Annotated in this window: 13 protein-coding genes; 11 read left to right on the forward strand and 2 right to left on the reverse strand. The window is 46.2% G+C overall.

The features are described from left to right. The first annotated feature begins 113 nt into the window (after positions 1-113). The gene (locus ACFTRD_RS25955) at positions 114-2,150 is read left to right on the forward strand and encodes a GxGYxYP domain-containing protein (RefSeq protein WP_379385058.1); all 2,037 of its coding nucleotides are present in this window, start codon (positions 114-116) and stop codon (positions 2,148-2,150) included. A 144-nt stretch (positions 2,151-2,294) separates the two neighbouring features. Here the strand turns inward: ACFTRD_RS25955 and ACFTRD_RS25960 are convergent, their stop codons facing one another. Continuing rightward, complete coding sequence (locus ACFTRD_RS25960; protein WP_379385060.1) at positions 2,295-3,650, reverse strand: MATE family efflux transporter; 1,356 nt, start codon at positions 3,648-3,650, stop codon at positions 2,295-2,297. A gap of 167 nt (positions 3,651-3,817) precedes the next feature. Between ACFTRD_RS25960 and ACFTRD_RS25965 the strand changes: the two genes are divergently transcribed. From ACFTRD_RS25965 to ACFTRD_RS26010, 10 genes are all read left to right on the forward strand, one after another. Beyond that, complete coding sequence (locus ACFTRD_RS25965; protein WP_379385062.1) at positions 3,818-4,552, forward strand: class I SAM-dependent methyltransferase; 735 nt, start codon at positions 3,818-3,820, stop codon at positions 4,550-4,552. Between the two features lie 179 nt (positions 4,553-4,731). Continuing rightward, positions 4,732-5,310 (forward strand): RNA polymerase sigma factor, encoded by a 579-nt coding sequence (locus tag ACFTRD_RS25970; RefSeq protein WP_379385064.1) that lies wholly within the window; start codon positions 4,732-4,734, stop codon positions 5,308-5,310. Continuing rightward, a complete protein-coding gene (locus ACFTRD_RS25975) occupies positions 5,307-6,566 on the forward strand; it encodes a hypothetical protein (RefSeq protein ID WP_379385066.1) in 1,260 nt (419 codons plus the stop codon). The genes ACFTRD_RS25970 and ACFTRD_RS25975 overlap by 4 nt, the downstream gene beginning before the upstream one ends. Before the next feature lie 65 nt (positions 6,567-6,631). Beyond that, the gene (locus ACFTRD_RS25980) at positions 6,632-7,090 is read left to right on the forward strand and encodes a 2-thiouracil desulfurase family protein (protein WP_379385068.1); all 459 of its coding nucleotides are present in this window, start codon (positions 6,632-6,634) and stop codon (positions 7,088-7,090) included. Between the two features lie 255 nt (positions 7,091-7,345). Beyond that, positions 7,346-8,023, forward strand: a complete 678-nt coding sequence (locus ACFTRD_RS25985) for an NAD(P)H-dependent oxidoreductase (RefSeq protein WP_379385070.1) — start codon at positions 7,346-7,348, stop codon at positions 8,021-8,023. A 390-nt stretch (positions 8,024-8,413) separates the two neighbouring features. Further along, positions 8,414-8,836, forward strand: a complete 423-nt coding sequence (locus tag ACFTRD_RS25990) for a MarR family winged helix-turn-helix transcriptional regulator (RefSeq protein WP_379385072.1) — start codon at positions 8,414-8,416, stop codon at positions 8,834-8,836. A gap of 175 nt (positions 8,837-9,011) precedes the next feature. Further along, complete coding sequence (locus ACFTRD_RS25995; RefSeq protein ID WP_379385074.1) at positions 9,012-9,593, forward strand: NAD(P)H-dependent oxidoreductase; 582 nt, start codon at positions 9,012-9,014, stop codon at positions 9,591-9,593. Between the two features lie 93 nt (positions 9,594-9,686). Then, on the forward strand, positions 9,687-9,998 hold the full coding sequence (locus ACFTRD_RS26000; RefSeq protein WP_063567799.1) for an ArsR/SmtB family transcription factor: 312 nt from the start codon (positions 9,687-9,689) through the stop codon (positions 9,996-9,998). A gap of 163 nt (positions 9,999-10,161) precedes the next feature. Next, positions 10,162-11,196, forward strand: a complete 1,035-nt coding sequence (locus tag ACFTRD_RS26005; protein ID WP_192263040.1) for an LLM class flavin-dependent oxidoreductase — start codon at positions 10,162-10,164, stop codon at positions 11,194-11,196. Between the two features lie 327 nt (positions 11,197-11,523). After that, the gene (locus ACFTRD_RS26010) at positions 11,524-12,684 is read left to right on the forward strand and encodes an AI-2E family transporter (protein WP_379385077.1); all 1,161 of its coding nucleotides are present in this window, start codon (positions 11,524-11,526) and stop codon (positions 12,682-12,684) included. 138 nt (positions 12,685-12,822) lie between these two features. Here ACFTRD_RS26010 and ACFTRD_RS26015 read toward each other — a convergent pair whose 3' ends face one another. After that, positions 12,823-13,194, reverse strand: coding sequence for an ArsR/SmtB family transcription factor (locus ACFTRD_RS26015; protein WP_379385079.1), 372 nt, complete (start codon positions 13,192-13,194; stop codon positions 12,823-12,825). Positions 13,195-13,382: the final 188 nt, after the last annotated feature.

The following is a 13,382-nucleotide window of genomic DNA, read 5'->3' on the forward strand; positions in this document are numbered from 1 at the left end:
CATATGCTATAGGCCCGGCTGAATTCAAGATTCGATGTCGAATCCGCTTCTCGAGTTACCTCGTGATCAAAAGTTGACTTTTTGAACAACCTCTAAAAGGAGATATGAACATTATGATTCGTAAATTAACTGTTTTGTGTGTTGCCCTGGTCTGTACAACCGTGTTATCGGCTAGCGCATTTGCTGCCACAGATGAGTTGAAGCATACAAACTCTTTGAAGTGGCCCCAAAATCAAGCGCTTCCAACTTTCAATAAAGTAGAACGTTTGGATGTGGCGAATGTAAATGAGGAATCTGGCGATATCAAATTGCTTTTGACGACGCTTGAAGGAGTTATCAATCGGGAAAAACCACGAATTTATATACAACAGAATAAAGTGGACCCTTGGCTGCAGGACTTGAACGTCCCATATAAGCAGCATGACAACGTAATGGATGTTCTCAAGAAATATGCGAAAGAGATCAAAGGTATTATTGTATATGATCCGCAGCTGCCGGACTCCATTAATGTGGCAACGACACTTGCCGGACTCAAAAATGCTGTTGTTGCCAGTCCTGAACTGGCTCAACAATTGACTGCTGCACCGTATCACCTGTCGGTAATCGAAGACTTGCAGGGCAAGTTCAAGAATCGTATGGATGCATACAACTGGCAGTATGAGCATCTCTGGAGCCAGACCACTCAACGAATGTTGGTTGGATTGAGTCCAGACACCTCCATCCCGATTCCGTCCGGAAATTTTGATTCATTCCAAACGGTTGGAGTCGAGAAGGAACAGATTCGTGATGCAAGCAACAGGAAGACCTACGACTATGACTTGTCATCCTATTTGGGAAAAGAAGCGGTCTACCTCCGCTTTAATGATGCCTTTCCTCAGGATGGCTGGGGGCCTGCCGTTCATCAAGTGACGGTGAAAGCAGATGGACAGATTATTGCGGATTTCAAAACGGGTTCTTCTGAGGAAGAAGCGTTTCTCTATGACCGACATAACTCCAAATTTTTGCCTGGAAGCGATCACCGCTTCGCGGATAATGGAAACTACTTTGTATACGAATTTAAGCCTGCAGCGGACACAAAGCAACTAACCGTATCGATCGAGATGTGGAACCAATACAAGGTATCTGCGAGCAATGTTCAACCACTCTCGTCTGAAGAAAAGGAACCTTATGGCTATCTCCGCGATTATGCCGTAGCGAACAAAGCCATGGTGTTCTGGTTGTCTACCAGTGTGCCAGAGGAAAAGGCGCTATTTGAGAAGATTCTGTCTGATGTAAAGCCAGGGACACCTTATCTGGGTTGGTTCGACAATGATTTTGAAGGCGAAGTTGCTGGCATAGAACTCACATCTCGTCATGGTGTCTATGTTGTTCCTTCCGACTGGTTCCATAACATGACCGTATTTTCAGGAACAAACGTAAAACAACAGCCTGCTCCCAAACCGGTAAAATCCAAGCTGGAGAACAAAATCTATGTAACTTATACCTTTGGCGAAGGTGACAACATGCAATACGATCAGAATCATATGCGCAACCTGTGGGCTGATCCCGCTCGGGGTAAAGTGCCTATCAACTGGACTTCTAGTCCGTTACTCTATGATGCAGCTCCTGCCATCCTAAACTATTACCGTTCAACCGCGACACCAAATGATCAGCTTGTTGCAGGCCCATCCGGAGTGGGTTACTTCAATCCAAATGTCTGGCCAACAGGTACATTCCCGGAGTATCTGAAACAAACCTTCTCTTATCTGAAGAAAACAAACATGTCGTACCCTTTTGTACTCAATCGTGAACTTGGAAAAGACGTTCCGCTGAGTGATTCGATTGCAGCTGCGTACGAGAAGAACTATAAACTTCCAGGCCTGTTCCTCGCAGGCGAGGACAAAGCCAATGTTCAGATCATGAATGGCAGCCTTCCGGTCTCCATTCTGCGAGGCATCTCAACCGTGCAGGATGGTAAAAATATCTTGAATACTACCAAGTCCGATTGGGATGGCAGCTCTCCAACGTTTATCTCGGTTGGCATCAACGCATGGAGCATGACACCATCGGATGTGCTGGCGATCACGGAATCTCTTGGAGCAGAATTCCAGGTTGTGAAAGCGGATGAGTACTTCTCGCTGATCCGAAAAGCATATGGCTTGTCCAAGTAAGGGTATGAATCTTTCGGCAGTCTTTGAAGCAGAAGCAATCGGAAGCTTGAGTCACGCAAGTCCAGTTTGATATCCGAATATAATCCCAAATCAAAGACCTGCCGATCCTTGGGGATCAGGCGGGTCTTTGATTGGTTAGTACGTTTATTCAATCGTTAAACCATTTATCCGTTCGGAGATGGATCTTTTTTTATAGTACATACCGATAGTCACTAGCACCACCATTTCGGATAGCGGAACGGCAAGCCATACGCCGGTAACACCCAAGAATGCGGGGAGGATAACAATTAATGCAACCATGATAATCATCTCACGCGCAGCTGTGATCCAGATGGCCATTTTGGCATTTCCAACAGATTGGAAGTATGTGCTCATGACAAAGTTAATGCCCATGAACATGTATGCAAAGGTAAATATTCGCAAGCCGTACACGGCGTTATCCGTCACGCTGTCACTGAAGTTCCCGAAAATTTGCACAAAATAGGGTGCGCCCAATTGTACAACAAGCAACAGCAGGACCCCACATGCGAGAGCTGTTCTGGAGGCTAAACGAATAGTTTGTTTTTCACGTTCCGTCTGTTGGGCTCCGTGATAATAACTGACCAAAGGTTGGGCGGCGGAGGCCAGACCGAGGAATGCCAGGAGTACAACGCCATGAATATAGTTTAAGACTGTAAAGGATGCTACGCCATCCGTGCCCGCAATCCGGTCCAGTGAAATGTTGTGAGCGATGGAGAAGACGGACATGCCCAATTCAGCCAGGAAGCTGGGGAAACCAATGAGTACAATGGAAGCCAGCAGTTTGGTATTCCATTTGAATCGGGTGAAGGTGAGATTATTCGTTTTTTTGAAAAAGTGAGTCAGCAACACAAGAAGTGCCAGAGATGCTGATACAATTGTACCAATCGCGACGCCACGAACGCCCCATTCCAGCACGTATAACGTTACATAGTTGAGCACAATATTCGCTACTGCAAATGTAATCTGAGCATACATGGACGTATTGGGATTTCCATCGTTACGAACAAAAATAGTGAGTGCATTCTCAATGGTGAAGACGAAACCGAACAATAACATGATGTTTATATAGTCCGCAGCAAACGGGAATGTTTCGGCATTGGCACCAAGGGCATAGACCAGTTTATCTTTGAATGTATATGCGGTATATCCGATGACCATCGTAATCAGCAAAATGATCGTAATGGATTTGGTGAAAATTTGCTTCGCTGTCGTGAGATCTTTCTTGCCCATGTAGGTTGAATACAAGGTCGCCCCGCCCATTCCAATCCATAGCGACATGGCCACAAAAAGCGTGTAGACAGGAGAAGCAATCCCGATTCCGGCCAGCGCGGTAGACCCCAGTTTGTGTCCAACCATAATGCCGTCGATAATAAAATTAAAAGCGACAACCAGCATCCCTAATACGGAAGGCACGAGGTAGCTTACAAATGCCTTACCTACAGATTGCCTTTCTAATGGATGCGTCCAATTTGTGTTCATGATGACCTCCGTTAATATACTGAATGTTCATTCTATATTATATTATACTGAACGTTCGTTCTGTATAATAACATGCCAAGAATTTGGTTGGCAACTTTTCCGAAGGATTATCGTTTCTATGGTAGAGTTAATGGAGCATCTTTTATGACACGGGAGGGAATCTGTTTATGAAGCAAAATAAATACGATGAAGCCGAATTCTTCGGCAATTACAGCCAGATGGCCCGCTCGACTCAAGGGCTGGAGGCTGCTGGCGAGTGGCATGAACTGCAAACGATGCTGCCGGACTTAAAGGACAAGAACGTACTTGATCTGGGGTGCGGGTTTGGCTGGCACTGCCGATATGCACGTGAGCAAGGTGCACGTTCTGTAATTGGCGTGGATTTGTCCGAGAATATGTTACAGCGTGCACGCGAGATGACGGATGACCCTCATATCGAGTACCAGCGTACGGCGATTGAGGATATTGATTTTGCACCCGGACAATTTGATGTGGTGATCAGCTCACTGGCCTTGCATTATATCGAGCGTCTGGATCAGGTATACGCCAAAATCAATGAATGTCTTGTTCAAGGAGGTACGTTTGTCCTGTCTGCGGAGCATCCCATCTTCACGGCGCGGGCGGAGCAGGACTGGCATTATGGACCTCAGGGTGAGATACTGCATTGGCCTGTGGATCATTATCAAGAGGAAGGGCAGCGGGTAGCGAACTTTTTGAACCAGGACGTGGTAAAATATCATCGGACGATGGCGACACATCTGAATGAATTGATTCAGGCTGGGTTTGTCATTCAACAGGTAGCGGAGTCCAAGCCATCCCCAGAGATGATGGAACAGGTTCCCGGTATGCGAGCCGAGAGCCGTCGACCGATGTTTCTCATGATGGCTGCGGTTAAGGCATAAGCAGCTGCGAGATAGGAAGAAAAGAAGAAAAGAATTAGAGCTTTAAGGCAGATAGACCAGCGCATTCCGCACATGTGGATCTTGCTGGTTTATTTTATTTTCAGGAGAGGGAGAAGAAATAAACCGTTTGGGAACCAAACCCGAATGGACGCAGTCTTATTAAGTGAGGTGAACATCAGTTGGACTATCAATATCTGGCACATGCTCAGACGATCGACAATTACACACTTAAAAGCATGATGGATGATTACGGAAACGACGTATGGAACTACGCGTACTTTCTGACCAAAAGTGCAGAGCAAGCGGATGAGTTGTCACAGGAAGTATTTATCCGGGCATATTCCGGGATCACCCATTTTCGAGGAGAATGCTCCTTGAAGACATGGCTGCTGACTATTACTAGGAACACGACATTTACATACCGGAAATCCAGATTTTTTCGCAGCAGTTTATGGGGAGAGACACTGCCAATCCACACGGAACAGGTTAATGCAAGCCAGGGTGAGATGAAACCCGAAAAATTTGTTCACCCCTCTGCCGAAGCCGAGGCGATTAGCAGGGAGCACGTTCATGAAATCTGGGATATCATCATGGCTTTGCCGAACAAATTCCGGGAATTGCTTTTGCTGCATCTGAAGTATGAGCTTACGACGGGTGAAATTTCGGAAATGCTGGGCATCAGCGCGGGAACGGTCAAATCGCGACTGTCCAGGGCGAAGGCCAAAGTACGGAAACAGTGGGAGGAGCGAAGCGAATGAAACATATCGATGACGAATGGGAAAAAGTAGTCAGAAAGGAGCCGTTTGCGGCGTCTCCTTTTACCGAAGAGCATAAGCAGAACGTACTTCGTCAGGTAGCCTGGCTCAAATCGGGATCTGAACAGAAAATGAGCGATGCTCACGATGAGTCTAACGGGCGACATGTTCGGTCGAATCAACGTAGACACCGTCTTCGCTCTCGCAGAGCCGTTATGGCGTGCACGGCGGTTGCAGCCGTGGCAGCGGGGTTCATTCTCTGGAACGGACAGATTGTGGAGCCTGTAATTGAAAATGTATATCCCACCGCAGCGCTCCAATATACGGATGATGCCGGTATGAGCCTGCTCACACCCAAGATGAAAAAGAATGTAGCTGTCACGATGCGAGACTATCTTGGCAAACAATTACTCATAACCAAAGTGCAGGACCTTCCTGTCTCTGGAAGAGTGTCCGTCGAGGCTGGAAAAGAAGGAGATGCAGAATATGCGTTGATCTGGCTTGATGCAGCAACAGGCAATCTGCGTGAGGTACAGATGAGACGGGAGATGGCAGCTAATGAGCTGGAGCATCGTTATTTGCGCCAGATTCCGTCACTACTTGAAGGGATAAAAAGTGACCCTACGCTAAAACCGATCTCAGCCAGACGTTATGTGAAAATGAAGCAGGGTCAGGAAAAACCGGTATGGTTCACAACAGTGTTTTTGGAGAATAGTAGGGGCAGTGGCAGTATCGAATGGACGAGGGATGAAGCAGTATCCGTTTCTGGTAGTGTGAGTTCAGATACTGTATCACAAGAATCAATAACAGAAGCCAGAATGTCGATTGAAGCCTTGTCTGGTGAGCCCGCACCTGATTTGAAAGATATAACTTTTGAACAAAATGGCAAGACGCTTGAAGATACAACGGACCTGTATTTTGGAGATCGGTATTTAGTAAGTATAATTGGTGGGATATTTAGCAACGGATATACTGTAATGGATTTCCAGAGGGGGACTCCAGACCTTGAAACTCGGGAAGAGTATGAACTTTACTTTGAGAAGTTACTTAACATGAAGGAAAGTGTAATCAGGCAGAAGGCAGCACCAGTAATCAAACAAATGTTCAATATCGATCTTGATAAATATAAACTTGAAAGAGATCCAAATACGCCTGGAATGGTCACATTCCGTTCAGCAGAGACAGAGGTTTACAGTACTTTTAAGGTTCGTTATGAAGACGATGCACGGATCACAATGATTACACTAAATGTCCTCTAAGCCTTGGTTTCATATGGTACAATCAAATTAATAGATGGATCGAGAATAGAATAAGGAGCATAACGATGAAATATTTGGTGAGTTCATGTCTTGCTGGCGTAGCCTGCCGTTACAACGGAACAGCGAGTCTGGATGCAAAAATTCAGGAGCTTGTAGAGCAGGAACAGGCAAAGATGGTCTGCCCGGAACTGCTTGGAGGGTTTTCCACCCCGCGGGAGCCAGCTGAAATTATAGGCGGTACGGGTAAGGATGTGCTGGCAGGTACAGCCAAGGTAATTGAGAAGAGTGGCAAGGACGTCACGGATTTGTACGTTAAAGGAGCCTATCAGACACTTGAATGGGCGAAGAAACTGGATGTCACCTGTGTGGTGCTCAAAGAATTCAGTCCTTCCTGCGGTACACAGATGATCTACGATGGCAACTTTGCCAACCACAAAGTCGTGGGCGAAGGGGTTACTTCTGCCTTACTGCGGCAAGAAGGATTTACGGTCATCTCAGAAAATGAGTTCATGGAACAGTTGTAATCATAATCATCTCTGACACGAAATACAGGTAAGTCGCTTTGGGGAGCAGCAGATCCATGGCGGCTTGTTTTTTGTTACAACAGGGCATGCACTTGATTATTGAAAAAACCTTGTTAGAAATAATAGTTACTTTTATAAACTAAGGAACAATATTGTGCGTACTTTTATAACTTGATTATAACATCTAAAATAATACTAAGTATTCGGGTTTAATCATGAACATGAACATAAACAAGAAAAGGATGTGCAGATATAATGGAATCATCGGCAAAAGCTATTACAAAAGAAAGCGTCCTGAACGCTTACCATTTTCGGCATGCAACCAAACAGTTTGATGCTTCACGTACCATTTCGGCAGAGGATTTTGAGTATATTCTGGAAACGGGACGATTGTCGCCAAGCTCGATCGGATTGGAACCATGGAAATTTCTGATTGTACAGAACCCGGACTTGCGCAAACGTCTGTCCGAAGTCTCTTCCGGCGCTCAGAAACAATTGGCGACGGCAAGCCATTTTGTTGTTATCCTGGCACGGTCCGATGCGAGTTATGACTCACCTTACGCGGAGTATATGCTGAAGGAAATTAAGGGCATGCCGAATGACGTATTCGAGTTAACCCGTGAAGCATACGGTAAGTTTCAAAAGAACCAACGAATGCTGGAGAACCCCCGTACTTTATTGGACTGGGCGTCCAAACAGACCTACATTGTTCTCGGCAACATGATGACTGCAGCAGCGCTGATTGGTATCGATTCCTGCCCGATTGAAGGGTTTAACTATGAGGGCGTACATTCTATTCTGGAAGAAGAGGGCTTGCTCGAAGATGGCCTTTGGGATATCTCCGTAATGGCAGCCTTTGGATATCGCGCAGAAGATCCACAACGTGAGAAATCCCGTCAGCCTTTGGATAAAATCACGCAGTGGATTGATTAAAGTTAATGTAATATCGGCTGTTTATATATAAATAAATCATAACGGGGGCGGTCCTATATAATTGTTCATGAACAATTATATAGGCGCCCTTTGTTGGTGTTATTTTATTCTAATGAACCGAGCACACGCTATTCGCTTGTATTTTCACAGGTCTGAGATGTAACGAATTACAGAGGCGTTATTTCGTCCAACGGGTCGATTTTTACGTTCTGGGGCCATTTTATGAATGAATAACTGCGCTGAGGTTCGTTACATTTTGAATTCCCTGATTTTTTGCCTTAGAAGGTGCGGTAGGTTCGTTAGCGCTTGGGCAAGAGAAAAATCCCCTTCGGGAGAGTTCCTTGTTAAAAAAGAGTTGAATATACATAGACATCTATGTATAATGAACTCATGCCAAATTACAACGCAATTGCACTGATCGCAAGAATCAGAGATCACATTAACAAACGGATTGTTCAGCAGTTGGAGCAGCAAGATGTTACAGGGATAGTTCCGTCCCACGGTGATATCCTGATGTTCCTGTACCGTGAAGATGCACTATCCATCAAGTTACTGGCGGAGCGAGTTCATCGGACCCAGCCAACTGTAACAGTACTGGTGAACAAGTTGGAGAAGTTGGGATATGTAGAACGCAGTAAGAGTGCCGAAGACAGTCGAGTGACGATGATTCGTTTGACAGAACAGGGCCGGCAACTGGAACCTGTATTCCAACAGGTATCACAACAGATTAATGGGATGGTATATGGTCATTTGACAGACGATCAGGCAGATCAGCTGGAGAGTTTGTTGACCAGTATCGTTAGCAAGTTATAACCATAAAACCATAAGCATTTTGCATGAATCAACAAACCGAGACGATCGGATGATCAAAAATGCAAAATGCTCCAACTCCCTTTTTTTTACTCATATACATAGATGTCTATGTATATAAAGAGAATTATTCACGATTTGGCAGCAAAATTTAATATAAACTTGGAGGGATTTATTTATGAAACATTTAATCGTATATGCGCACCCGCACACAGACAGCTTGAACCACGCCATTTTGAACACCGCAGTGGAAGCACTTGAGACTCAAGGGCACGAAGTCGTTGTACGGGATCTGTACGCACTTGGATTCCAGCCTGTATTGAGCGCGGCGGATAGAGCGTCCATGCGTGCAGGACAGACGCCTGAGGATATCGCAACCGAGCAGCAATATGTCACGGATGCAGAGGCCATCACCTTTATTTATCCCATCTGGTGGACAGGTCTTCCAGCAATCATGAAAGGGTATGTCGATCGTGTATTCGCATATGGTTTCGCTTATGCTTCCGGTGAAGCCGGCATTGAGAAATTACTGACAGGCAAAAAAGGACTGATCATTAACACACATGGCACGCCAAGTGAAATTTACGATCAAATCGGCATGATTGCCAGTATGAAAATGACTTCCGATGTGGGTATCTTCGATTTTGTAGGCATTGAAGCAGTAGATCATTTGTTCTTCGGCAGTATCGGATATTTGGAAGCGACGGCTTACCAGTCCATGCTGGAGCAAGTAAAAGAAACGGTCAGCACCAAATTCTAAACGTATACACATGTATTTATTGGCAGGCCGGTTCGTTCGTCGAATCGGCCTGTTTGGTTTGCAAAATGAAAGAAAGGCGGTATAATCTTACCCATGGAACCTATACTCATATTCAAAGCATTATCCAACGAGACACGTCGACAGATTCTGTTGTGGCTCAAAAACCCCGAGCAACACTTTCCACCGCTGGAGTTATCCCAGCATCCGGACGCAGGAAAGAGCGGCATATGTGTTGGTACGATCCAGGTGAAGGCCGGACTGGCTCAATCCGTCATATCCAGCTATCTGCTGACCATGCTCAAAGCCGGGTTGCTGATCTCCGAGCGCAGGGGACAGTGGACGTATTATCGCCGCAACGAAGAAACCATTCGTCAATTTGCCGAGTACGTACAGCACGAGCTATAAGCCGGACGCCGAGACGGAAGCAAGAATGCAGGTGCAGGCGGGTATTCCGTCCGGATGTAAACGGCTGAGGAGCAGCTCTGTCACATCATTTTTTTGTGCTTATACATCTATATATCTGGATATACAAAAATAAAAATATACCTACAGAGGAGAACTTTCTATTATGTCTACCGAAAACACAGCTTCATCCCCCAAAAAACATATTAACGATGTTAAATTGTCCATTCTGGATTTGGCTCCTGTCGTCGTGGGTGCCACACCTGCGGATGCGCTTCGCAACAGTCTGGATCTTGCTCAGCACGCAGAGCGTTGGGGATATCACCGTTACTGGGTAGCGGAACACCACAACATGCCGGGCATCGCTTCTTCCGCGACTTCGGTTGTCATTGGTTATCTTGCGGGTGGAACGAAGACCATTCGTCTCGGTTCTGGTGGTATCATGCTGCCTAACCATGCGCCGCTTGTCATTGCCGAGCAGTTTGGTACATTGGAATCACTGTATCCAGGCCGTATTGACCTTGGGCTAGGCCGTGCGCCAGGTAGTGACCGTCGGACATCACTTGCACTACGCAAAGATCTGAACAGCGGTGAAGATTTCCCGGAATTGCTGGCAGAGCTTAGAGCATACTTTGATGCTTCTGCCACATCGTATCATGCGCCTGTTCGAGCTGTACCCGGTGAAGGGTTAAATATCCCGATTTACCTGCTCGGGTCCAGTGATTTCAGTGCTCGTCTCGCAGGCCAGCTGGGATTGCCGTTTGCTTTTGCCAGCCACTTCTCACCGGATTACACCCGGATTGCACTTGAAACGTATCGGAGCAGCTTCCAGCCATCCGATCACTTGAAGGAGCCTCACGTTATTGTGGGTGTAAATGCAGTCGTTGCGGATACGGATGAAGAAGCTGCATGGTTGGGTACGACGATGCAGCAGCAGTTCCTGAACATTATTCGTGGGACAACCGGATTGGTGCAGCCACCAGCCGATATGGAAGGTAAATGGACAGATCGTGAGAAAGCTGGTGTTGAGCAGACGCTGAAAGCAGCTGTGAACGGTTCTCCGGAGACCGTGCGTGGTCAACTGGAATCGTTTATCGCTCAGACCCAAGCAGATGAGCTGATTATTACGTCGATGATCTATGATCATCAGGCGCGCCTGCACTCGTATGAGCTAATTGCACAACTGGCGGGAAAAGCATAAACAAAAGCATAAACGCAACAGCGAACGTGAACATAAGGCTCGAATGCCGCTGACATATTAACGGTTTGTCTCTTCGGAGGCGAACCGTTTTTTGGCAGTCTGTTTTTCATAAAAGTTTGTATGAGGCAGATGGTTCTTTTTAGGGTAAAATGATCTTACCGGTCCAATTCCAGTCTAATTTGAAACGGTTAAACAGCGCCATGCGTATAAACCCAGAGTATTATACATATGTTGGCTTGTACAAGAAACTTTATTCGCATGTGATGGAACATGCAGATTTCCAGCTTATTCGTTGATTAAGGATACATAAGAGAGGAAGACATGCCTATGGAGCAACCCGAGCAACCCCGCATTTGGCCGGATCGGTTTAAGCGATTTTTTTTGAATAACAAGTTTGTTCTTTTTCTGTTGATTCTGCTGTTGGTAGGACTGAACGTAATGGTTCTTACCAAGGTATCCTTTGTTTTGCATCCGCTCGCGGTACTGATCAAGACGATTGTGCTGCCGATTATTCTGTCAGGTATCCTCTATTACCTGCTGAATCCGATTGTGGATGTCATGGAAAAGTGGAAGATCAAGCGTGGCTGGTCCATTCTGATCTTGTATCTCGCCATCGGGGGTATCCTGACTGTCGTCGTACTGGCGGTCATTCCGGTTGTGCGTAACCAGATTATGGGGCTGATTGAAAATTTCCCAACGTACAGTGAGACGGTAAAGCATCAGTTTGAGGAACTTACGGGCAGCCAGCTGTTTAGTCAGTTCCAGGAGACGGTGAATCTGAATGCACAGGACTGGTGGGGTACGATCTCCCAGAAAGCCACTGAGATTCTGAATTCGACCTGGACCAAATTGGGCGGTTTCCTCGGAGCATTCACCGAGACGGTGCTGTCTATAGTAACGGTTCCGTTTATCCTGTTCTATCTGCTCAAAGACGGCAAGAAGCTTCCAGCGAAAATTCTGTCTTTCCTGCCAATCAAGAGCCGTACAGGTGCAATGCATGTGCTGGAAGATATCAATCACCAGATCAGTTCGTTCATTCGTGGACAGATTATCGTCAGTTTCTGCATCGGCATTCTGCTCTACATCGGCTATATGATTATTGGTCTGGATTACGCGCTGATTCTTGCCATTATCGCATCGTTTACCAGTGTTGTTCCGTACCTGGGACCTGCGATTGCCATTACGCCTGCGTTGATTGTGGCTCTGGTCACTTCTCCGGTGATGCTGCTGAAGATGGTGGCGGTGTGGACGATCGTGCAATTAATTGAGGGTAAATTCATCTCACCTCAGATTATGGGCAAAACGCTCAAGATTCACCCGATCACGATTATCTTCGTCATTCTGACTTCAGGCAATCTGTTCGGTGTAGTGGGCATTTTGCTGGCCGTTCCGGGATACGCTGTGCTGAAAGTATGTGTGTCGCATATCTTCAACTGGTTCAAGGATCGATCCGGTCTATATGATCCGAAGAATAACAATCTATTGTAACCGGAGTGGGCAAGCCCTTAATTGAACCTGTAATAAATTTCCTTTTTGGCAAAACGGTACCCTTATTCAACAGAACCCCCGTCCATCGGCTAAAGCCGAGAGGCGGGGGTTCTGTTGTGTGAACAGGCAGGCTAATGCCTAGCCATGTTTAATATGCTGGAGCGTTTGCAGGAAGATCTGCTCAATATGTGCATCATCCAGAGAATAATACACGGTCTTGCCTTCTTTGCGCCGCTTGACGATTCGCATGTTGCGAAGTGACCGCAGCTGGTGCGAAATGGCCGACTGTCCCATATCGAGCAGCACCGTTAGATCGTGCACACATAATTCCTTCTGCAACAGCGCATCAATAATACGAAGCCGTGTCGGGTCGCTGAATGCCTTGAACCAATCCGCCATCTCGGAAGAGGTCTCGCGATCCATGAGAGAAGAGCGAATCGTCTGCACGTCAGCCTCTGTTCCGGAGCAGGCCGCGTCGCATTCGGCTGGAGCCTTAACCGGTTGTTCCATTTCCTATCACCACCTATATGAACTCAACCTTTGATGAAGTGTTGTTCTTCGATAAGCCTATTATATCCAAAAAACGTCTAAAGCGAAATGATTACTATTAGCATATTCTGTATGAAAAATCAACAGGAATTGTTGACACTCGTGTTTAAGCGTGCATATAATAAGGGTAATAAAACATATGAATGATT

Source organism: Paenibacillus sp. NPDC056933 (assembly GCF_042674385.1).
GTDB lineage: Bacteria > Bacillota > Bacilli > Paenibacillales > Paenibacillaceae > Paenibacillus.

Coding starts and splice junctions, on each gene's coding strand:
- ACFTRD_RS26015 (WP_379385079.1), bottom strand. CDS start 13,194: ATGGAACAACCGGTTAAGGCTCCAGCCGAATGCGACGCGGCCTGCTCC.
- ACFTRD_RS25975 (WP_379385066.1), top strand. CDS start 5,307: ATGAAACATATCGATGACGAATGGGAAAAAGTAGTCAGAAAGGAGCCG.
- ACFTRD_RS26000 (WP_063567799.1), top strand. CDS start 9,687: ATGGAACCTATACTCATATTCAAAGCATTATCCAACGAGACACGTCGA.
- ACFTRD_RS25980 (WP_379385068.1), top strand. CDS start 6,632: ATGAAATATTTGGTGAGTTCATGTCTTGCTGGCGTAGCCTGCCGTTAC.
- ACFTRD_RS26010 (WP_379385077.1), top strand. CDS start 11,524: ATGGAGCAACCCGAGCAACCCCGCATTTGGCCGGATCGGTTTAAGCGA.
- ACFTRD_RS25990 (WP_379385072.1), top strand. CDS start 8,414: ATGCCAAATTACAACGCAATTGCACTGATCGCAAGAATCAGAGATCAC.
- ACFTRD_RS25960 (WP_379385060.1), bottom strand. CDS start 3,650: ATGAACACAAATTGGACGCATCCATTAGAAAGGCAATCTGTAGGTAAG.
- ACFTRD_RS25985 (WP_379385070.1), top strand. CDS start 7,346: ATGGAATCATCGGCAAAAGCTATTACAAAAGAAAGCGTCCTGAACGCT.
- ACFTRD_RS25955 (WP_379385058.1), top strand. CDS start 114: ATGATTCGTAAATTAACTGTTTTGTGTGTTGCCCTGGTCTGTACAACC.
- ACFTRD_RS25965 (WP_379385062.1), top strand. CDS start 3,818: ATGAAGCAAAATAAATACGATGAAGCCGAATTCTTCGGCAATTACAGC.
- ACFTRD_RS26005 (WP_192263040.1), top strand. CDS start 10,162: ATGTCTACCGAAAACACAGCTTCATCCCCCAAAAAACATATTAACGAT.
- ACFTRD_RS25995 (WP_379385074.1), top strand. CDS start 9,012: ATGAAACATTTAATCGTATATGCGCACCCGCACACAGACAGCTTGAAC.